Here is a 14,662-nt window from a genome sequence, read left to right on the forward strand (position 1 = left end):
CTGCAACCGTTCTTGTTTTTAGAGCAGCCTTATCCCTATGAAGGCTGCTCTTGTTATCACAAAAGGCTATAAGGAGGAAAATCACATGTTCAGCATCCTTCGTAAATATAACCGCAGCGTCATTGTGGCATGGCTGTTCTCTTATGTTACCGTATTAATGGTGCCGATTCTGATCAGCTTCGTGCTGTATTCATTCTCATACCATCAAGTGAAGAGCGAGACCAATCGGGCAAACGAATTGCTTCTTCAGCAGATGGAAATGTCCATTGACAGCAAGCTGAAGAGTCTGGAGCGTTTAAGCCTGGAAATTGCGTTAAATAAGGGGATATCGGCATTTTCCAGCGTGGAGTTACCGCTTCGTGATCATCAGTATTACGATGTGTTCAGCATATCGGAAAGCCTGCGAACTTATAAAAATGCAAACGATTCGATTGAGGATATTTACGTGATGTATTTGAATAGTGATACGGTGATTTCGACGTATGGTCATACAAGCGGCAGGGGGCTCTATCAAAAGCTGCGGCAGAATGACGAACCCTCCTATGAGAAGTGGATGGGATTGTTCGAGCAAAGATATGTAAACGGTTACAAATCGATGGAGTTTCAAGATGGTCTTCAAAGCTTCCCGGTGGTCGTATTTGCACATTCCCTCGTATTTAATTCACCGGCCCAGCCCCCGGCTGTTGTCCTGTTCTTGATCAAGGATTCGAAACTAATCGAGAGCGCTCCCCGGCAAAAGGATGCCAGTATGTTCATTATAGATACGGATAGCCGGTATATCGCTGCATCACGACAGGATCCGGCTGTACCTGCTGGTATAAGTTATGAGCAGCTGCAAGGCGATAGCGGAATGATCTATATAGGCTCGGACGCGGAGCAGTTCGCGGTTTCCTATATCACGTCGCAAGTAACCGGATGGAAATATGTATCCGTACTGCCAGCGGCATTATTCAATGAGAAAATGAAAGATTTACGCCAACTGACATGGATCAGCATCGCCCTGAGCTTATTAATTGGAGGTATTGTTACGGTTTTGTTCTTACGCAGAAACTATATGCCGGTTCAAGTGATGCTGCAAAGTTTATCCAAAAAATTCGGACTGAGGTTTGACGGGGGAGCCAATGAATACACGTTCCTGCAGGGGACGATTCAGCAATATTTTCATGACAAGGCAGATATGCAAACGGCGCTTCACAAGCATCGCAATACAATACGGGCGCATTTGTTGCGGCGACTCTTAAAGGGATACGCCGATCATGATCAGTCTCTCCATACAACGCTGCCTGTACATGATATACAGTTTCAATCCGACCGATCTGTAGTCCTGCTGATATCGATCGATCATTATGGCAAGTTTGAGCAGTTTGGCATTCGCGGGCTCCCGGATCAGAAGCAGCAAATGCTTTATTTCATACTAACGAATGTGCTTGAGGATACGGCTTCCGATGAAGCGCTTGTGTTTACAACAGAAATGAACGATGCGCTTGCTTGTGTCGTTAATTTCGAAGCAAGCATGCCAGCGGAGCAGGAGCAAACCGTATTGAATCGAATACTGGCCCAGGTTCAAGATTTCATGCGAAAGCATATCGAAGCAGAGCTTACAGTAGCTGTGGGTCAGGTTCATTCGGATTTGCACGGCATCGCGCTTTCTTATCAAGAGGCGCAGGCCGCCCTTGAATATCGGATTGTGATGGGGAGCGGGCAGTTCATCCCGTATACGGACACTCTTATGGACAGGAGCAAGCAATTCCGTCAATTTTATTATCCTCTAAGTGTCGAGCAGCAGTTTATAGGCTTGGTGAAGAGCGGGAACTACGACAAAGCGGAAGCCATTTTGGATGATATATTCCAAGCCAACTTTTCCAAGCACCCGGTTTCGGTTCCACTCGCCAAATGCCTGATGTACAACCTGGCAAGCACGATGCTGAATACGCTTGAGGAAGTAAGAGCGGGCAGCAAGCGAACCTATGAAGATCATTTCATCGATGCGGATCAATTGCTCGAGTGCGATCATGTGCCGGAGATGAAAGAAAGGATGAAACAGATGCTTGCGCAGGTCTGTGAATGGATCCTGGCCGAGAAACGGAATCACCACCGTTACTTAATCGAAGATGTCTCGCAGTATGTCCAAGAGCATCTGTATGACCCGAAATTGAATATTTCCATGATTGGCGACGCTTTTCAGATGACCCCCTCATACGTATCGAGACTGTACAAGGAGTTTACAGGAGAAGCCTTACTGGATACTATTAACCGCCTGCGTCTGTCCAAAGCGAAAGAACTGCTTGTTCTGCAAAAGCTTACCGTCAATGAAATCGCTAGCCGGGTCGGTTATGCGGATGTCAGCACGTTTTTGCGAATCTTTAAAAAATTCGAAGGCGTGACCCCCGGGAAATATCAGAAAGCCGCACTGTAAACCGGATTTTTCATGAAAAACCATCGATTTTTAAGGAATTGCCTGCGATTTTAGATTTTGTCTATGGTAAGGGATACGGGTTTTATTGAACAATGACAACGGATAGGGCAACATGCTGGCCTATCCGAAACCTTATCTTACAATCGGGGGAATGATGATGGTTCAACGTTTGCTGGTCAAAGACAGCTTGTTGCGAAATTTGAAGTCAGGACTGACCGCCATATTGTTAACGAGTCTGGTGCTTGCGGGATGTTCGTCTGGAAGTAAGGATAACACGCCCGGCGCTAAGCCGAACGAGGACGGGAAGGGTACATCCACTGCAATCGGTTCATCGTATCCGCTAAACACAACCGAATCGATCACGTCGTGGGAAATCTTGAACATGAATGCGGTAACCTTCTATTCTAACCTTGCAGAAACGCCGTTCGGGAAAGCGCTTGCCGATAAAACAGGAGTTCAGGTGGAGTATATCCATCCGAATGATCAGCAGACGGCCGAGCAATTCAATCTGATGATCGCGTCCGATGAGCTACCGGATGTCATTGAATACGATTGGACCGGACGAAGTGCGGGCTCTTATCCGGGCGGACCGGAGAAAGCCATTCAGGACGGCGTCATTCTGGAGCTCAATGAGCTGATTGATCAGTACGCGCCGAACCTGAAGAAGAAACTCGAAGCGGATCCGAGGCTTGACCAAATGGTCAAGACAGACAGCGGCAAATATTATGTATTTCCCATGATTCGCAATCCGTCCGGGCTCGTCTTCCGGGGTCCCATGATCCGTCAGGATTGGCTGGATGAGCTTGGTCTTCCAGTACCAACGACTATAGAGGAGTGGGAGAAGACGTTAATCGCCTTTCGCGACGAGAAGGGGGCCAAAGCACCGCTCAGCGTGACTTACACCGGAGGGAATTTTGAGATTCGCGATGCGTTTATCGGAGCTTACCGCACATCAAATTCCTTCTATGTGGACGATGAAGGTAAGGTGAAGTATGGACCGATAGATCCGCAGTATAAAGATTTCCTGACTTTATTCCGCAAGTGGTTTGCAGAAGGCTTGTTTGACAAGGATTTTGCGCTCACCGATACCAAAGCGTTGGATAACAAGATTCTGACCGGGCAGACCGGCGCTACAGTGCATCTTCTCAGCGGCGGCATGGGAAAATGGATGGATGCCATGAAGGGGCAGGATCCGAAATTCAAGCTGGTTGGCGCTCCATATCCAACACTCCTTAAAGACGAAGTTCCTTTTATAGGACAACGGGATTTCAAGTACAATCCGGGACCAAGCAAAGCCATCACAACCGCTGCGAAAAATCCGGAACTGATTGTACGCTGGCTTGATTATGCCTACAGCGATGAGGGCGCGATGCTCTACAACTTCGGCATTGAAGGAGAGAGCTACGTGATGGAGAACGGTGCTCCTGTCTATACCGATTTGATTAAAAACAACGAGAAATACAGTCTGCAGCAGATGGTATCGCAGTATTCCAAGCCGAATGGACCATACGAAGCGGATGAACGTCGGAACTGGAATACGTTCCCTGAGCAGGATGAGGCCGTGAAAGTATGGGCGAAAACGGATGCCGAGAAGCATACACTGCCTGGCTTCCTGACGCCAACCGCCGAAGAAAGCAAGGAGCTTGGCAAGATTTTAACTGAAGTAAGTAACTATAAAGAGGAAATGTTTGTCAAGTTTATTGTCGGCAAGGAGCCGATGGAGAGTTATGACAAGTATGTGGAACAAATCAAGAAGCTGGGGATTGAGCGTGCGGTTGAAATCTATCAAAGCGCTCTGGATCGATACAACAGCCGATAATGACATCTTGAGCCGAGGGGAATGGAGCGGGTTCATCCCCTCGGTAACTTGAACCTTCAATAGACAGAGCATAAGGAGTGAGCACGGCATGGCGAAAATTCCGCCTCCGACACGCACGTCAATTCCTTCTAAACCATCTAACTCGGCAGGACTGAATCCTCGAAATTGGGGCTTGCTGAAGGACATTAGTAAAAATCGTTTCCTGTACATCATGTTAATTCCGGTACTTCTATATTTCGCGGTTTTTCATTATTTCCCTATGTACGGGGCATCCATCGCCTTTAAGGAGTTCTCTCCACGTCTTGGCATCATCGGAAGTCCATGGGCCGGCTGGGAGCACTTCGAATCTTTTTTTAACGGCATTTATTTCTGGCGGGTCGTCAAAAATACGCTGTTAATCAGCTTTTATGAACTGCTCTTTGGCTTCCCGGCACCCATTATATTGGCGCTCCTGCTGAACGAGGTGAGAAAAACTGCATTCAAACGCACGGTTCAAACCATAACGTATATGCCGCATTTTATTTCGCTGGTCGTTGTTTGCGGCATCATTAAGGAATTCACGATGAGTGACGGGTTAATCAACGATATTTTGGCTTTTTTCGGATGGGAGCGGGTCTCTCTTCTGCTGGAGTCTGAATATTTCCGGACCCTCTTCGTAACCTCCGGAATTTGGCAGAACATCGGCTGGGGGACCATTATCTACCTTGCCGCCCTGGCCGGTATCGACCAGGAACAATACGAGGCCGCGAAGATCGATGGAGCCAACCGGTGGAGGCAGATGTTGAATGTGACTTTGCCGGGGATCATGCCTACGATTATCATCCTATTCATTCTTGAGATCGGCAGGCTGATGAACGTCGGCAGCGAGAAAGTCATCCTGCTCTACAACCCCTCAATCTACGATACCGCAGACGTCATAAGCTCCTATGTGTACCGGGTCGGGCTGCAGGAATTCAATTACAGCTTCAGTTCGGCAGTAGGGCTGTTCAATTCCGCCATCAATTTCACGCTTGTCATCGGCTCAAACTGGCTGAGCCGCAGAATGAACAAAACCAGCTTGTGGTAGGAGGTGAAAGGAATGGAATGGAGAGCTGGCAATCGATCGGTGGGTGAAAAGCTGTTTGATGTTTTTAATTACATCTTGTTGACCGTAATCACGTTATGTACGTTATACCCATTGATTTACGTGCTGTTTGCTTCCTTAAGTAATCCTACCCGTTACATGCAGCATTCGGGGATTCTATGGAAGCCGCTGGATATAACATTTAACGCTTACCGGCTCGTGTTTGATAATCCGATGATTATTCAAGGATATTTAAATACGTTCCTTATCGTATCAGGAGGCTTGGTGATCAATATTATATTGACCGCATTCGGAGCGTATGCGCTTTCCCGTAAGGGTTTGCGATATCGTAAGCAGCTGATGCTGTTTATCGTATTCACCATGTTCTTCAGCGGGGGCTTGATTCCCTTGTATTTTACAGTGAAAGGCCTGGAGCTTACCAATACGCTGTGGTCCTTAATTATTCCGCAGGCCATATCTGCTTTTAATCTAATTATCATGAGAACGGCTTTTGAGGCGGTGCCTGATAGTTTGGAGGAATCCGCCAAGATCGATGGAGCCAATGAATTCGTCATCCTATTCCGGATTATGATACCGCTGTGCATGCCGGTTATAGCCGTCATGCTGCTGTATTACGGTGTAAGTCACTGGAACTCATGGTTCCAGGCCATGATCTATTTGCAGGATCGTTCCTTGTATCCGCTTCAGCTTGTCCTGCGAGAGCTGCTGCTTCTGAATGATGCAAGTTCCATGGCAAGCGGAGCGAGCGGAGGGGAGGTGGCCGTTATCGGTGAAACGCTGAAGCATGCGACCATTATCGTTGCGACGGTACCTATTCTGCTGGTCTATCCGTTTTTGCAGAAGTATTTTGTGAAAGGTGCTTTAATTGGTGCCATTAAAGGATAACGACAGGAGGAATATGATGAGTAAATTAAAGATTCAACATGAACTCGATTTGGATATGTGGTGGAATGGTGCTCAGTTGAAGGTGGACCGGATGTTGGCTAGAAAGCCTGAGCTTGCTCCGCATGCGGCCAAGGACGGGGAATACGACGGCTTGACCCTGGACAACTGGATTTCAGGGTTTTGGCCGGGAATGTTGTGGATTTTTTACGATATGACCGGAGATGCGAAGTACAAGGAAGCGGCGTGGGAGTGGGATATACGGATGGAACGATTGACTCTGGAAGAGAGTCGCTTTCATCATGATGTCGGGTTTCAGTATTTGCCGACAGCCGTACTGAAATATAAGTTAACCGGCGATGCAGATGGTAGAAGGCGAGGGCTTGCGGCAGCTAACTTCCTGGCCGGACGATTTAATTTGGCAGGCCAGTACATCAGGGCATGGAACAAGGATCTCCCGGGCTGGGCTATTATCGATTGCCTGATGAACCTGTCCCTCTTGTACTGGGCTGCCGAGAAAGGAGAAGACCCGAGATTTCGCCACGTTGCGAATGCCCATGCGAATATGGCTTTGCAGCATATGATCCGTGCCGATGGATCCACCTGTCATGTTGTTTCGTTTGATCCGGAAAGCGGGGAACTGCTGGAGTATATGGGCTGGCAGGGATATGCCCCGGATTCCTGCTGGTCAAGAGGGAATGCGTGGGCGCTGTATGGGATGGCTAACGCTTACCGTTACACGAACAATAAGGATTATTTGTACGCCGCCGAGCGGGTAGCTCATCATTTTATAGCTTCCTTACAGGGGCACGGGGTCCCGCCATGGGATTTCCGGGTACCGAATCCCGATACCGAGCCTCGTGACACCTCCGCTGCGGCCATTGCCGCCTCCGGATTGTTGGAGCTCGCTGCTTTGACAACTCCGGAGGTGGGGACTGTATACCGGAAAGCTGCTGAGCGAATCGTCCTGGCATTGTCGACGGAGTACGCAGCTTTCCACGCTCCTGAGCATGAAGGAATCCTGCTTGGCGGAACCGGCCATAAGCCGGCGGATACGAATATCGATGTGTCGCTTATTTATGGGGATTATTATTACATCGAGGCTCTGGCGAAGCTTCGCGGCTGGGTCCATCGCGTATTCTGATTGGTTATGGGACGTTAATATTCGAAGAGGGGTGAACGGATATGAAAACGTTATTAAACGCTTTAAACCAACGGTATCACAGATCGATAAGTATGGGTCTCATCTTGAGCCTTTTGATCGGTACGCTGATGATAGCGCCTTCAGAAGCCCAAGGGGCTTCGAGTGATGCAGAAGGGAGCAGCAGTATGAATCGGATCGAGAGCACGGTAACGGCAAGCAGCTACCAACCGGGCACGAATTACGTACCGGGGAATGTATTGGATGGGATATGGGGCGAGGACGCGGAGAGCCAGCAAAGCCGCTGGTCCGCATCGGGTCAAGGTCAATGGCTGCAATTTGATCTAGACACGGAACAAACCGTCACTTATGTGAACATCGCCTTTTTGAATGCTAGAGAGCGTCAGTCCAGCTTTGAAATATTAGCTTCGAATATTGAAGATTTCAAATCCGGCACCGTTGTTTTTGAACAACAGTTCAGCCGGCAGCTGAAACCGGAAGATAGTATCATGCAAACATATGTATTGCAGAATCCGGTGAAAGCCAGGTATTTGCGGTTGATCGGATATGGCAATAACGCCAGCGGAAGCTCGGGAAACTGGAACAGTATCATGGAAGTAGAGATTTACGCAGGGAAAGTGCCGGGTGAATCACCGGAAGAACCACAACCACCAGTTCCTCCAAACGCTGGCGAAGAGAAGGAGGAAGATGTGAAGCTTCCGGAGATGAGGCGCATCTCGGTCAGCACGGCGGAACAATTGCAGCAGGCACTGGATCAGGCTGTGGCCGGTACGCTGATTGAACTGAAGGATGGGAACTATGAGCAGAACGGTCCGTTTGTTGTGAAGGATAAACACGGCTCCGCGGCCTATCCGATTCGGATTACCGGGAAGCCCGGCAAGGCAATCATTAGTGGGAATAGTTATATACACATTGAAAATTCAAGTTATGTGGAAGTCAGCGGACTCACGTTCCGGAACGGGATCGGCGATGAGAATGGAACGGAGACCTTGAATGACCGTGGATTGGCGCATCGGGCGCTTACCGGGGTTCATCCAGGGATTCAGCTGGAAAGCTCCAGCCGAATCTCTATTTTGGGCAACACCTTTGCTTTGGATGAAACAGGTCAGCCCTACCGATTTAAAGCTCAAAACCGATATGTATGGTGTCTCCTTAATTTGGAGAACAGCTGCCGGTACAGTGAGGATCGGTATGACCCTAACGGAGAAGTTTATAAGGGGTTAACGCCATTTGAAGATCCAAAGCTCATTACGGATAATGGCACTCACAGACATTATATTCGAGTCGAAGGAACGAGCAGCCATAACCGGATCGCTTATAATGATATTGGTCCGAAGAAGGGCTTTGGCGCAGTCCTGATTTATGATGGTGAAGGGCATAGTGGACAGCATATATCGCAATACGACGTCATTGAGTATAATTATTTTCACGGGATTGGTCCCCGGGTAACCAACGGGTTGGAAGCCATCAGGCTTGGACTTTCCAGTACCTCGCTCTCTTCCGGTTATATTACGGTTCAGTACAATTTGTTTGACGGGTTTAACGGTGAAGATGAAGTGATATCGGTGAAGAGCAGTGACAATATCATACGGTACAACACGATTCGTGATTCATACGGCGGTATTGTGTCGCGACATGGAAACCGCAACAGCTTCTACGGCAACCATCTGATTGGCGATGGAGTGACACCAGGCAGCAGCGGGTTCCGGATATACGGCAACGATCACAAAATCTATAACAATTACATGGAAGGTCTTACGGACAAAGTGATTCGTCTTGATGGCGGAACACATGATGGCGGACCGGAAGGCAGTACGAATCCAATCGTTCGTTGGGGTGGAAACCAAGAGCAAACGGCAAGGCTTGGCGATCTGCCGGCCGAACAAAGAACGGAACTTTTGCGCGGACATTGGCGGCAGTATAACGTTCAGATTTACAACAATACAATCGTGAATGTCGGCAACCAAACGACAACTTTCAATCTGGGCGGCAGAACCTATCAGCCGGTAGGGACTAAGATTTATAACAATCTGATATTTAGCCATGCAGGGACGATATTTCAGGAAACTGATGCGGTGATACAGGCACCCGAACAGGAACGGGCTGAGTACAAGGGAAATATGCTCTCGGGGAATGCACCGATTTCTAACAACCCCATCGTGGACAGAGGGATGACCAAACAAGAGCTTCATTTGGTGCGCAGTAAGGACGGTCTCATTCGATTATCCGTCTATAGTCCAGCCGTAGACGCTGCCCTGACTCCATTCGTTGCAGCGGACGACATGGATGGCCAGATCCGCTATATACCTGACGTGGGTGCAGACGAATATGCGCCAGGCAAGCAGCGATCCAATCCTCCGCTTACCGTCCATGATGTCGGCCCGGAAGCCTGGATGAAATGAAGGTGAATACCATGACCGGCACCATCATTCTGCCTTCATCCCGATTCTTCGAACTTTGGACGTCACACGATAATCAAAGGTTACGCTTTTATAGATTTCACCCCATTGCTCTGCAGATTTAACATGGCTTTTCCAATACGATGGTTCTTTGGCTCTTACCAATTCGCCGAATCCGAATATATCGGATTCTTTTTTTTGCGTCTTTTGGATTAATCCGATTAATAATTCTGTAATGGAACGTTCATTCTCGCGAGCAATTTCCTCCAGAATTTTCGAGTTATCTACCGGGATGGTATCAGAGTTTTTTTCTTCGATATTAATCTCCGTTGTCGCCGTGATCGTAAAATGGGGCATACCGTTCTTGATATCAACTTTAATTTCCGATTCCCGGTTCGTCGCATGGATTGTTACGACCTGGGAATCGTCCCCAATATGGATAATTCCCCGGTATCCTGCCGGACTGATTCCCTTGATGACCAGGTATCCGGCAATTTCAATTGGTTTTGTCACACCTACCATTTTGGCTCCTTTAAAAAAAGCCATTCCGCTGATTTCCACGTTTTCCCCCTTCATGATTTTGATATAAGGCAGAAATCTCTCCTGACCTTTCTTCGAGGAATTGCTCCAGAACGTCCCAATGTAGTTAATCGCCTCGTCCAGCCCTTCAATGGCTACGACGGATTTCCCCCTTAGCAGGTTGTCGGTCAGAACGGAGATTTTCCTTTCCGAATACCCCTCGCTAGAAAGAAGAAGTCTAAAAAGATGTTGTCTTGGCTCCCGTAGTTCTCCGATCCTGATCGTTCACATAGTGTTAGATTTTGGTATGACTGCAATCACATATACGAAGATAGGAGTTTCATATACTTGGGTTGTAAGAGTGAAATAGTTCACAAAGACGCATTTAGTCTAAGGAGGTTTGAACATGAGTTCATTCACGCTTCAGAGTCAGGTATCCGATATCGTTACATCCATTCCGCAAACCGCGGATTTATTCCGATCACTTCGCATTGATTTTTGTTGTGGAGGGCAGGTGCCTTTAGAAGAGGCGGCTAAACAGCGCAATTTGGAACCCGCCGCCGTTTTAGAGCAGGTTCGGTCCGTGGAGAGCAAGTTTGCAGATTATCAAGAAAGCCGTCCGGCTTCACTGAAGGAATCCGAACTGATTGAATACATCCAGCAGAAACATCATGCCTTCTTGCGGGATGAATTACCTGCTTTAACGCCGTATGTGACGAAATTAGCCCGCGTTCATGGGGAGCATCATCCCGAACTTCTTCGGGTGCAGGAGCTTTTCTCCGATCTGAAAAAAGAACTGCTGGATCATACGAAGGATGAAGACGAGCATGTATTTCCGCTCATTTTGAAATTTGTTGCAGAGCCTAACCACCAGGCTGCAGCGGAGCTTAAGCCGCATGTGTCTGAACTGGAACATGAACATGCTCAAGCAGGCAAACTGCTTCAGGAGCTCCGGGAAGTAACCGCTGATTTCGAACTTCCGTCGGATGCCTGCGGTACGTATCGGTTGGTCTATCAACGGTTGGCGATGCTTGAAAAGGACACCTTCGAGCATATCCATCTGGAAAACAACATCTTGTTCGAACGGATTCGTCAAGCGGTATAACCTTGATGACCGTGTGAAAGTGAATTAACGTATGCTGGATGAATATTAAATACAAAATAACGTGGCGTCCCAAAAGTAGATTTAGTTGCTTGACGTACGGCTCTCAGAAACAGAAAGTGTGTCAAATAAAGCCATGGCGGTGCTCAGGATGTTATTCCCACACCGCTATGGCTTCTGTTTTGATCATTGGCCGCCTTCTTGAGCAAATTATGGGCAAGCGAAAGCCGAGGGAGACCTCCAGGCTCACGGTCTCCCTCGGCTTTCGTACATGTTTTTTTGAGCGGACAACCTTCGCAGCTTTCGCTTCGATAGATCCGCTTCCGTAAGAAACCGGAGGACGAATCGATTCCGGACAAGCGTCAGCGCTCGCCTTTGCCTCCACATTTCGTCCTTGCTCAGAACCATTCCAAGAAATGTGGGGGCAACAGCGATGGTAGGAACGATTCGTACATGGAGCGTCTTCTAGCAGCATTATTGAGACACCCCCGTTATTATTCTGCATTTATTTAACGTATAGACTCCCTTGCCCTAGGAGAGAGAAGTGGTCAAAGAAAATTCACTTAACAATTACCTGTATTTAGTCGATAATTATATTGATCAGTTGGAATTATTCGACACAGGAGGGTTCATATGGAATACTCAAAACTAGGAAAACAATTCATAGGCGGGGAATGGCGAGACGGTAAGAGCGGTAAAACGCTGCCTGACATCAATCCATACAATGATGAGGTCATTACTGCTTTTCAAATCGCAAGCGTTGCAGACATTGATGACGCATATCAGGCTGCCTATCAAGCTAAGCTGCAATGGGACAAGGTTAATGCTTACCAGAAACGAGACATTCTTGAAAATGCCGTTAAATATATTGAATCGCATGAGGAAGACATTTCATCCATTATTGTTCAAGAGCTGGGCGGAACGCGTCTGAAGGCGGCGTTCGAGATCGGTCTTGTGAAGAATATGATTAAGGAAGCGGCTACGTTCCCCCTTAGAATGGAGGGAAAGATTTTACCTTCCACAGAGGATGGCAAGGAGAACCGCCTGTATCGGATCCCGGCTGGCGTGGTTGGGGTTATCAGTCCATTTAACTTTCCTTTCTTCTTGTCCATGAAGTCTGTCGCCCCAGCATTGGGTGCTGGCAATGGCGTCGTGCTGAAGCCACATGAGGATTCGCCGATTACGGGCGGAACCCTGATCGGGAAGATTTTCGAAGAAGCGGGCGTACCGAAGGGTTTGTTAAATGTTGTGGTGACAGATATTAAGGAAATTGGCGATGCGTTCGTTGAGCATCCGATTCCGAGAATCATTTCTTTCACAGGTTCGACTAAGGTCGGAAGCCATATTGGTCAACTGGCCGTCAAGCACTTCAAGAAGCCGCTGCTTGAGCTCGGTGGGAACAGCGCGTTCATTATCCTGGAAGATGCTGATATCGATTACGCGGTACAAGCGGCGACATTCAGCAGATTCACACATCAAGGCCAGATCTGTATGTCGGCCAACCGGATTCTTGTACAGAAGTCGATCTATCAGGAGTTTGTAGATAAATACAAAGAGAAGGTTTCTACCCTGACAACAGGTGATCCGAGCGATCCGCAGACCATTATCGGACCCGTCATCAACCATCGGCAGGCAGAGACACTGCAGAAGCTGATTGAGAAGGGCATTGAGCAAGGTGCAGTTCCATTGGTGCGAGGGAATATCACCGGTAGAATGGTGGAGCCTACCGTCCTTGTCAATGTCAAACCGGATATGGAGGTAGCACAAGAGGAGTTGTTCGGCCCGGTTGTGTGCATCATCCCATTCGAAACGGAAGAGGAAGGCATTGCCATTGCAAATGATACACGTTTTGGCCTTAGCGGGGCTATTCACACCTCCAATCTTGAACGTGGTGTAGAAATGGCGAAGAAGGTCCATACAGGCATGATCCATGTGAATGATGTAACAATTAACGACGAACCCATTGTAGCATTTGGCGGAGAGAAGCAGTCGGGGTTGGGGCGTCTGAATGGGCAATGGAGCCTGGATGAATTTACGACCATGAAGTGGATATCGGTTCATTACGGGCAAAGGAAATTCCCGTATTAAGGGTTGGGGGAGATAGGCATGAATAATGTGACTGAAGAGCAAACACAGCATGAGCTGATTAGTGCCTTTGTAAAGGTAGCTCCATTACTGAAAAGTCTAACGAATGATGATATCACGATTGGCATTTATGATACGGAGAAACTTATCATTAATATTCCGGGCAAAACCTTCTCGCTGAATGTGAGCCCGGGGGACCCGCTTGTTGAGGGCGATATTGTCACCAATGCGATTCGGAATAATACAGCTTTATCGGCTGTCGTTCCGAAAGAGCTGTTTGGATTTCCGCTGGCTGCACGCGCGATCCCACTGCACGACGAACAGGGCAGGGTTATCGGCGGCGTAGGCATGGGGACAAGTCTCGAAAAAGCGAATGCGCTGTTTGAGATGGCCGAGAGTTTTTCGGCAATTGTCGAACAGACCACCGCATCCATTGGAGATATCAGTCAATCGATTGCTCATCTTACCGAACGTGTGACCGACGTAACGAACCAAATGACGGACGTCAGCTCCAGTGCGCAGCAGATTGGGAAGATTTCCAGCGTTGTTAAGGAGATTTCGGATCAGAGCAACATGTTAGGCCTTAATGCTTCTATCGAAGCGGCGAGAGCGGGGGAAGTCGGAAGGGGCTTCTCGGTTGTTGCCGATGAGATTCGGAAGCTGGCGACAAGCTCCAAAGAGAATGTGGACCAGATTAATGGTATCACGAAGAATATTCAGGAATTTTTGCAGCGATTGAATCATGCTTTTTCGGATATCCACACCCTAACCGATACCCAGTCAAGGGCGATTCAGGAATTCTCTACAACGATCCATGAGATTAGTATCAAAGCTGAGGAGCTAGCGCAGGTTGCTGAAGAAAGCCTACATGCAAAAGAAAACAAGCAATAGAAAATCACGATGCTTACGTACATATAGACATGGATGGCCGCATATCTTTTGCGGCTTTTTTCTTTTGACGGCGATTATTTTGTAGAAAAGTGACTTTAGACCAATTTTTCGATTCGTAGCGTATTTCATAGGCTCGATCGATTGAATCAAGCTCTAAAAAACCTACCTAACCGGCAGGTTTTTTTTTCGTTGATCGGGGAAATGGCAATAGCTTGCATGGTGTAGGGTACCTTGAAAGCAAACATATGAAGCGAATTAATATATCACTGATATATAATTTTTGATTCAGGACCGCGGCATTGT

10 protein-coding genes and 1 pseudogene are annotated in these 14,662 nt (G+C 47.9%); 9 read left to right on the top strand and 2 right to left on the bottom strand.

Features of this window, described 5'->3' with window-relative positions; genetic code table 11:
* The first annotated feature begins 85 nt into the window (after positions 1–85).
* From AB4124_RS27130 to AB4124_RS27155, 6 genes are all read left to right on the top strand, one after another.
* Positions 86–2,416 carry a helix-turn-helix domain-containing protein gene (locus AB4124_RS27130; RefSeq protein ID WP_441974775.1) on the top strand — a complete coding sequence of 777 codons (2,331 nt, stop codon included), beginning with the start codon at positions 86–88 and terminating at the stop codon, positions 2,414–2,416.
* A 151-nt stretch (positions 2,417–2,567) separates the two neighbouring features.
* Positions 2,568–4,235, top strand: a complete 1,668-nt coding sequence (locus tag AB4124_RS27135) for an extracellular solute-binding protein (protein ID WP_441974776.1) — start codon at positions 2,568–2,570, stop codon at positions 4,233–4,235.
* An 88-nt stretch (positions 4,236–4,323) separates the two neighbouring features.
* A complete protein-coding gene (locus AB4124_RS27140) occupies positions 4,324–5,301 on the top strand; it encodes an ABC transporter permease (RefSeq protein ID WP_430134197.1) in 978 nt (325 codons plus the stop codon).
* Positions 5,302–5,313: 12 nt separating this feature from the next.
* The gene (locus tag AB4124_RS27145; RefSeq protein ID WP_430107537.1) at positions 5,314–6,204 is read left to right on the top strand and encodes a carbohydrate ABC transporter permease; all 891 of its coding nucleotides are present in this window, start codon (positions 5,314–5,316) and stop codon (positions 6,202–6,204) included.
* Between the two features lie 16 nt (positions 6,205–6,220).
* Positions 6,221–7,345, top strand: a complete 1,125-nt coding sequence (locus AB4124_RS27150; protein ID WP_430107539.1) for a glycoside hydrolase family 88 protein — start codon at positions 6,221–6,223, stop codon at positions 7,343–7,345.
* A 41-nt stretch (positions 7,346–7,386) separates the two neighbouring features.
* Entirely contained in the window at positions 7,387–9,765 is a 2,379-nt protein-coding gene (locus AB4124_RS27155; protein ID WP_441974777.1) for a chondroitinase-B domain-containing protein, read from the top strand.
* A gap of 24 nt (positions 9,766–9,789) precedes the next feature.
* Here AB4124_RS27155 and AB4124_RS27160 read toward each other — a convergent pair whose 3' ends face one another.
* Positions 9,790–10,323, bottom strand: coding sequence for a Ger(x)C family spore germination C-terminal domain-containing protein (locus AB4124_RS27160; RefSeq protein WP_441974778.1), 534 nt, complete (start codon positions 10,321–10,323; stop codon positions 9,790–9,792).
* Between the two features lie 364 nt (positions 10,324–10,687).
* Here AB4124_RS27160 and ric point away from each other — a divergent pair, with 364 nt between their 5' ends.
* Positions 10,688–11,386: an iron-sulfur cluster repair di-iron protein gene (gene ric, locus AB4124_RS27165; protein ID WP_339273121.1), complete on the top strand. Its 699-nt coding sequence runs from the start codon at positions 10,688–10,690 to the stop codon at positions 11,384–11,386.
* Between the two features lie 143 nt (positions 11,387–11,529).
* Here ric and AB4124_RS27170 read toward each other — a convergent pair.
* Positions 11,530–11,721 (bottom strand): annotated as a pseudogene (locus tag AB4124_RS27170) (transposase); the annotation flags it as partial.
* 295 nt (positions 11,722–12,016) lie between these two features.
* Here AB4124_RS27170 and AB4124_RS27175 point away from each other — a divergent pair.
* Together AB4124_RS27175 and AB4124_RS27180 are read left to right on the top strand one after the other, a co-directional pair.
* The gene (locus tag AB4124_RS27175) at positions 12,017–13,471 is read left to right on the top strand and encodes an aldehyde dehydrogenase family protein (RefSeq protein ID WP_430107545.1); all 1,455 of its coding nucleotides are present in this window, start codon (positions 12,017–12,019) and stop codon (positions 13,469–13,471) included.
* A gap of 18 nt (positions 13,472–13,489) precedes the next feature.
* Positions 13,490–14,359, top strand: coding sequence for a methyl-accepting chemotaxis protein (locus AB4124_RS27180; protein WP_430107547.1), 870 nt, complete (start codon positions 13,490–13,492; stop codon positions 14,357–14,359).
* The last annotated feature ends 303 nt before the right edge of the window (positions 14,360–14,662 follow it).

This window comes from Paenibacillus sp. 2KB_20 (assembly GCF_052115765.1).
Lineage (GTDB): Bacteria > Bacillota > Bacilli > Paenibacillales > Paenibacillaceae > Paenibacillus_AQ.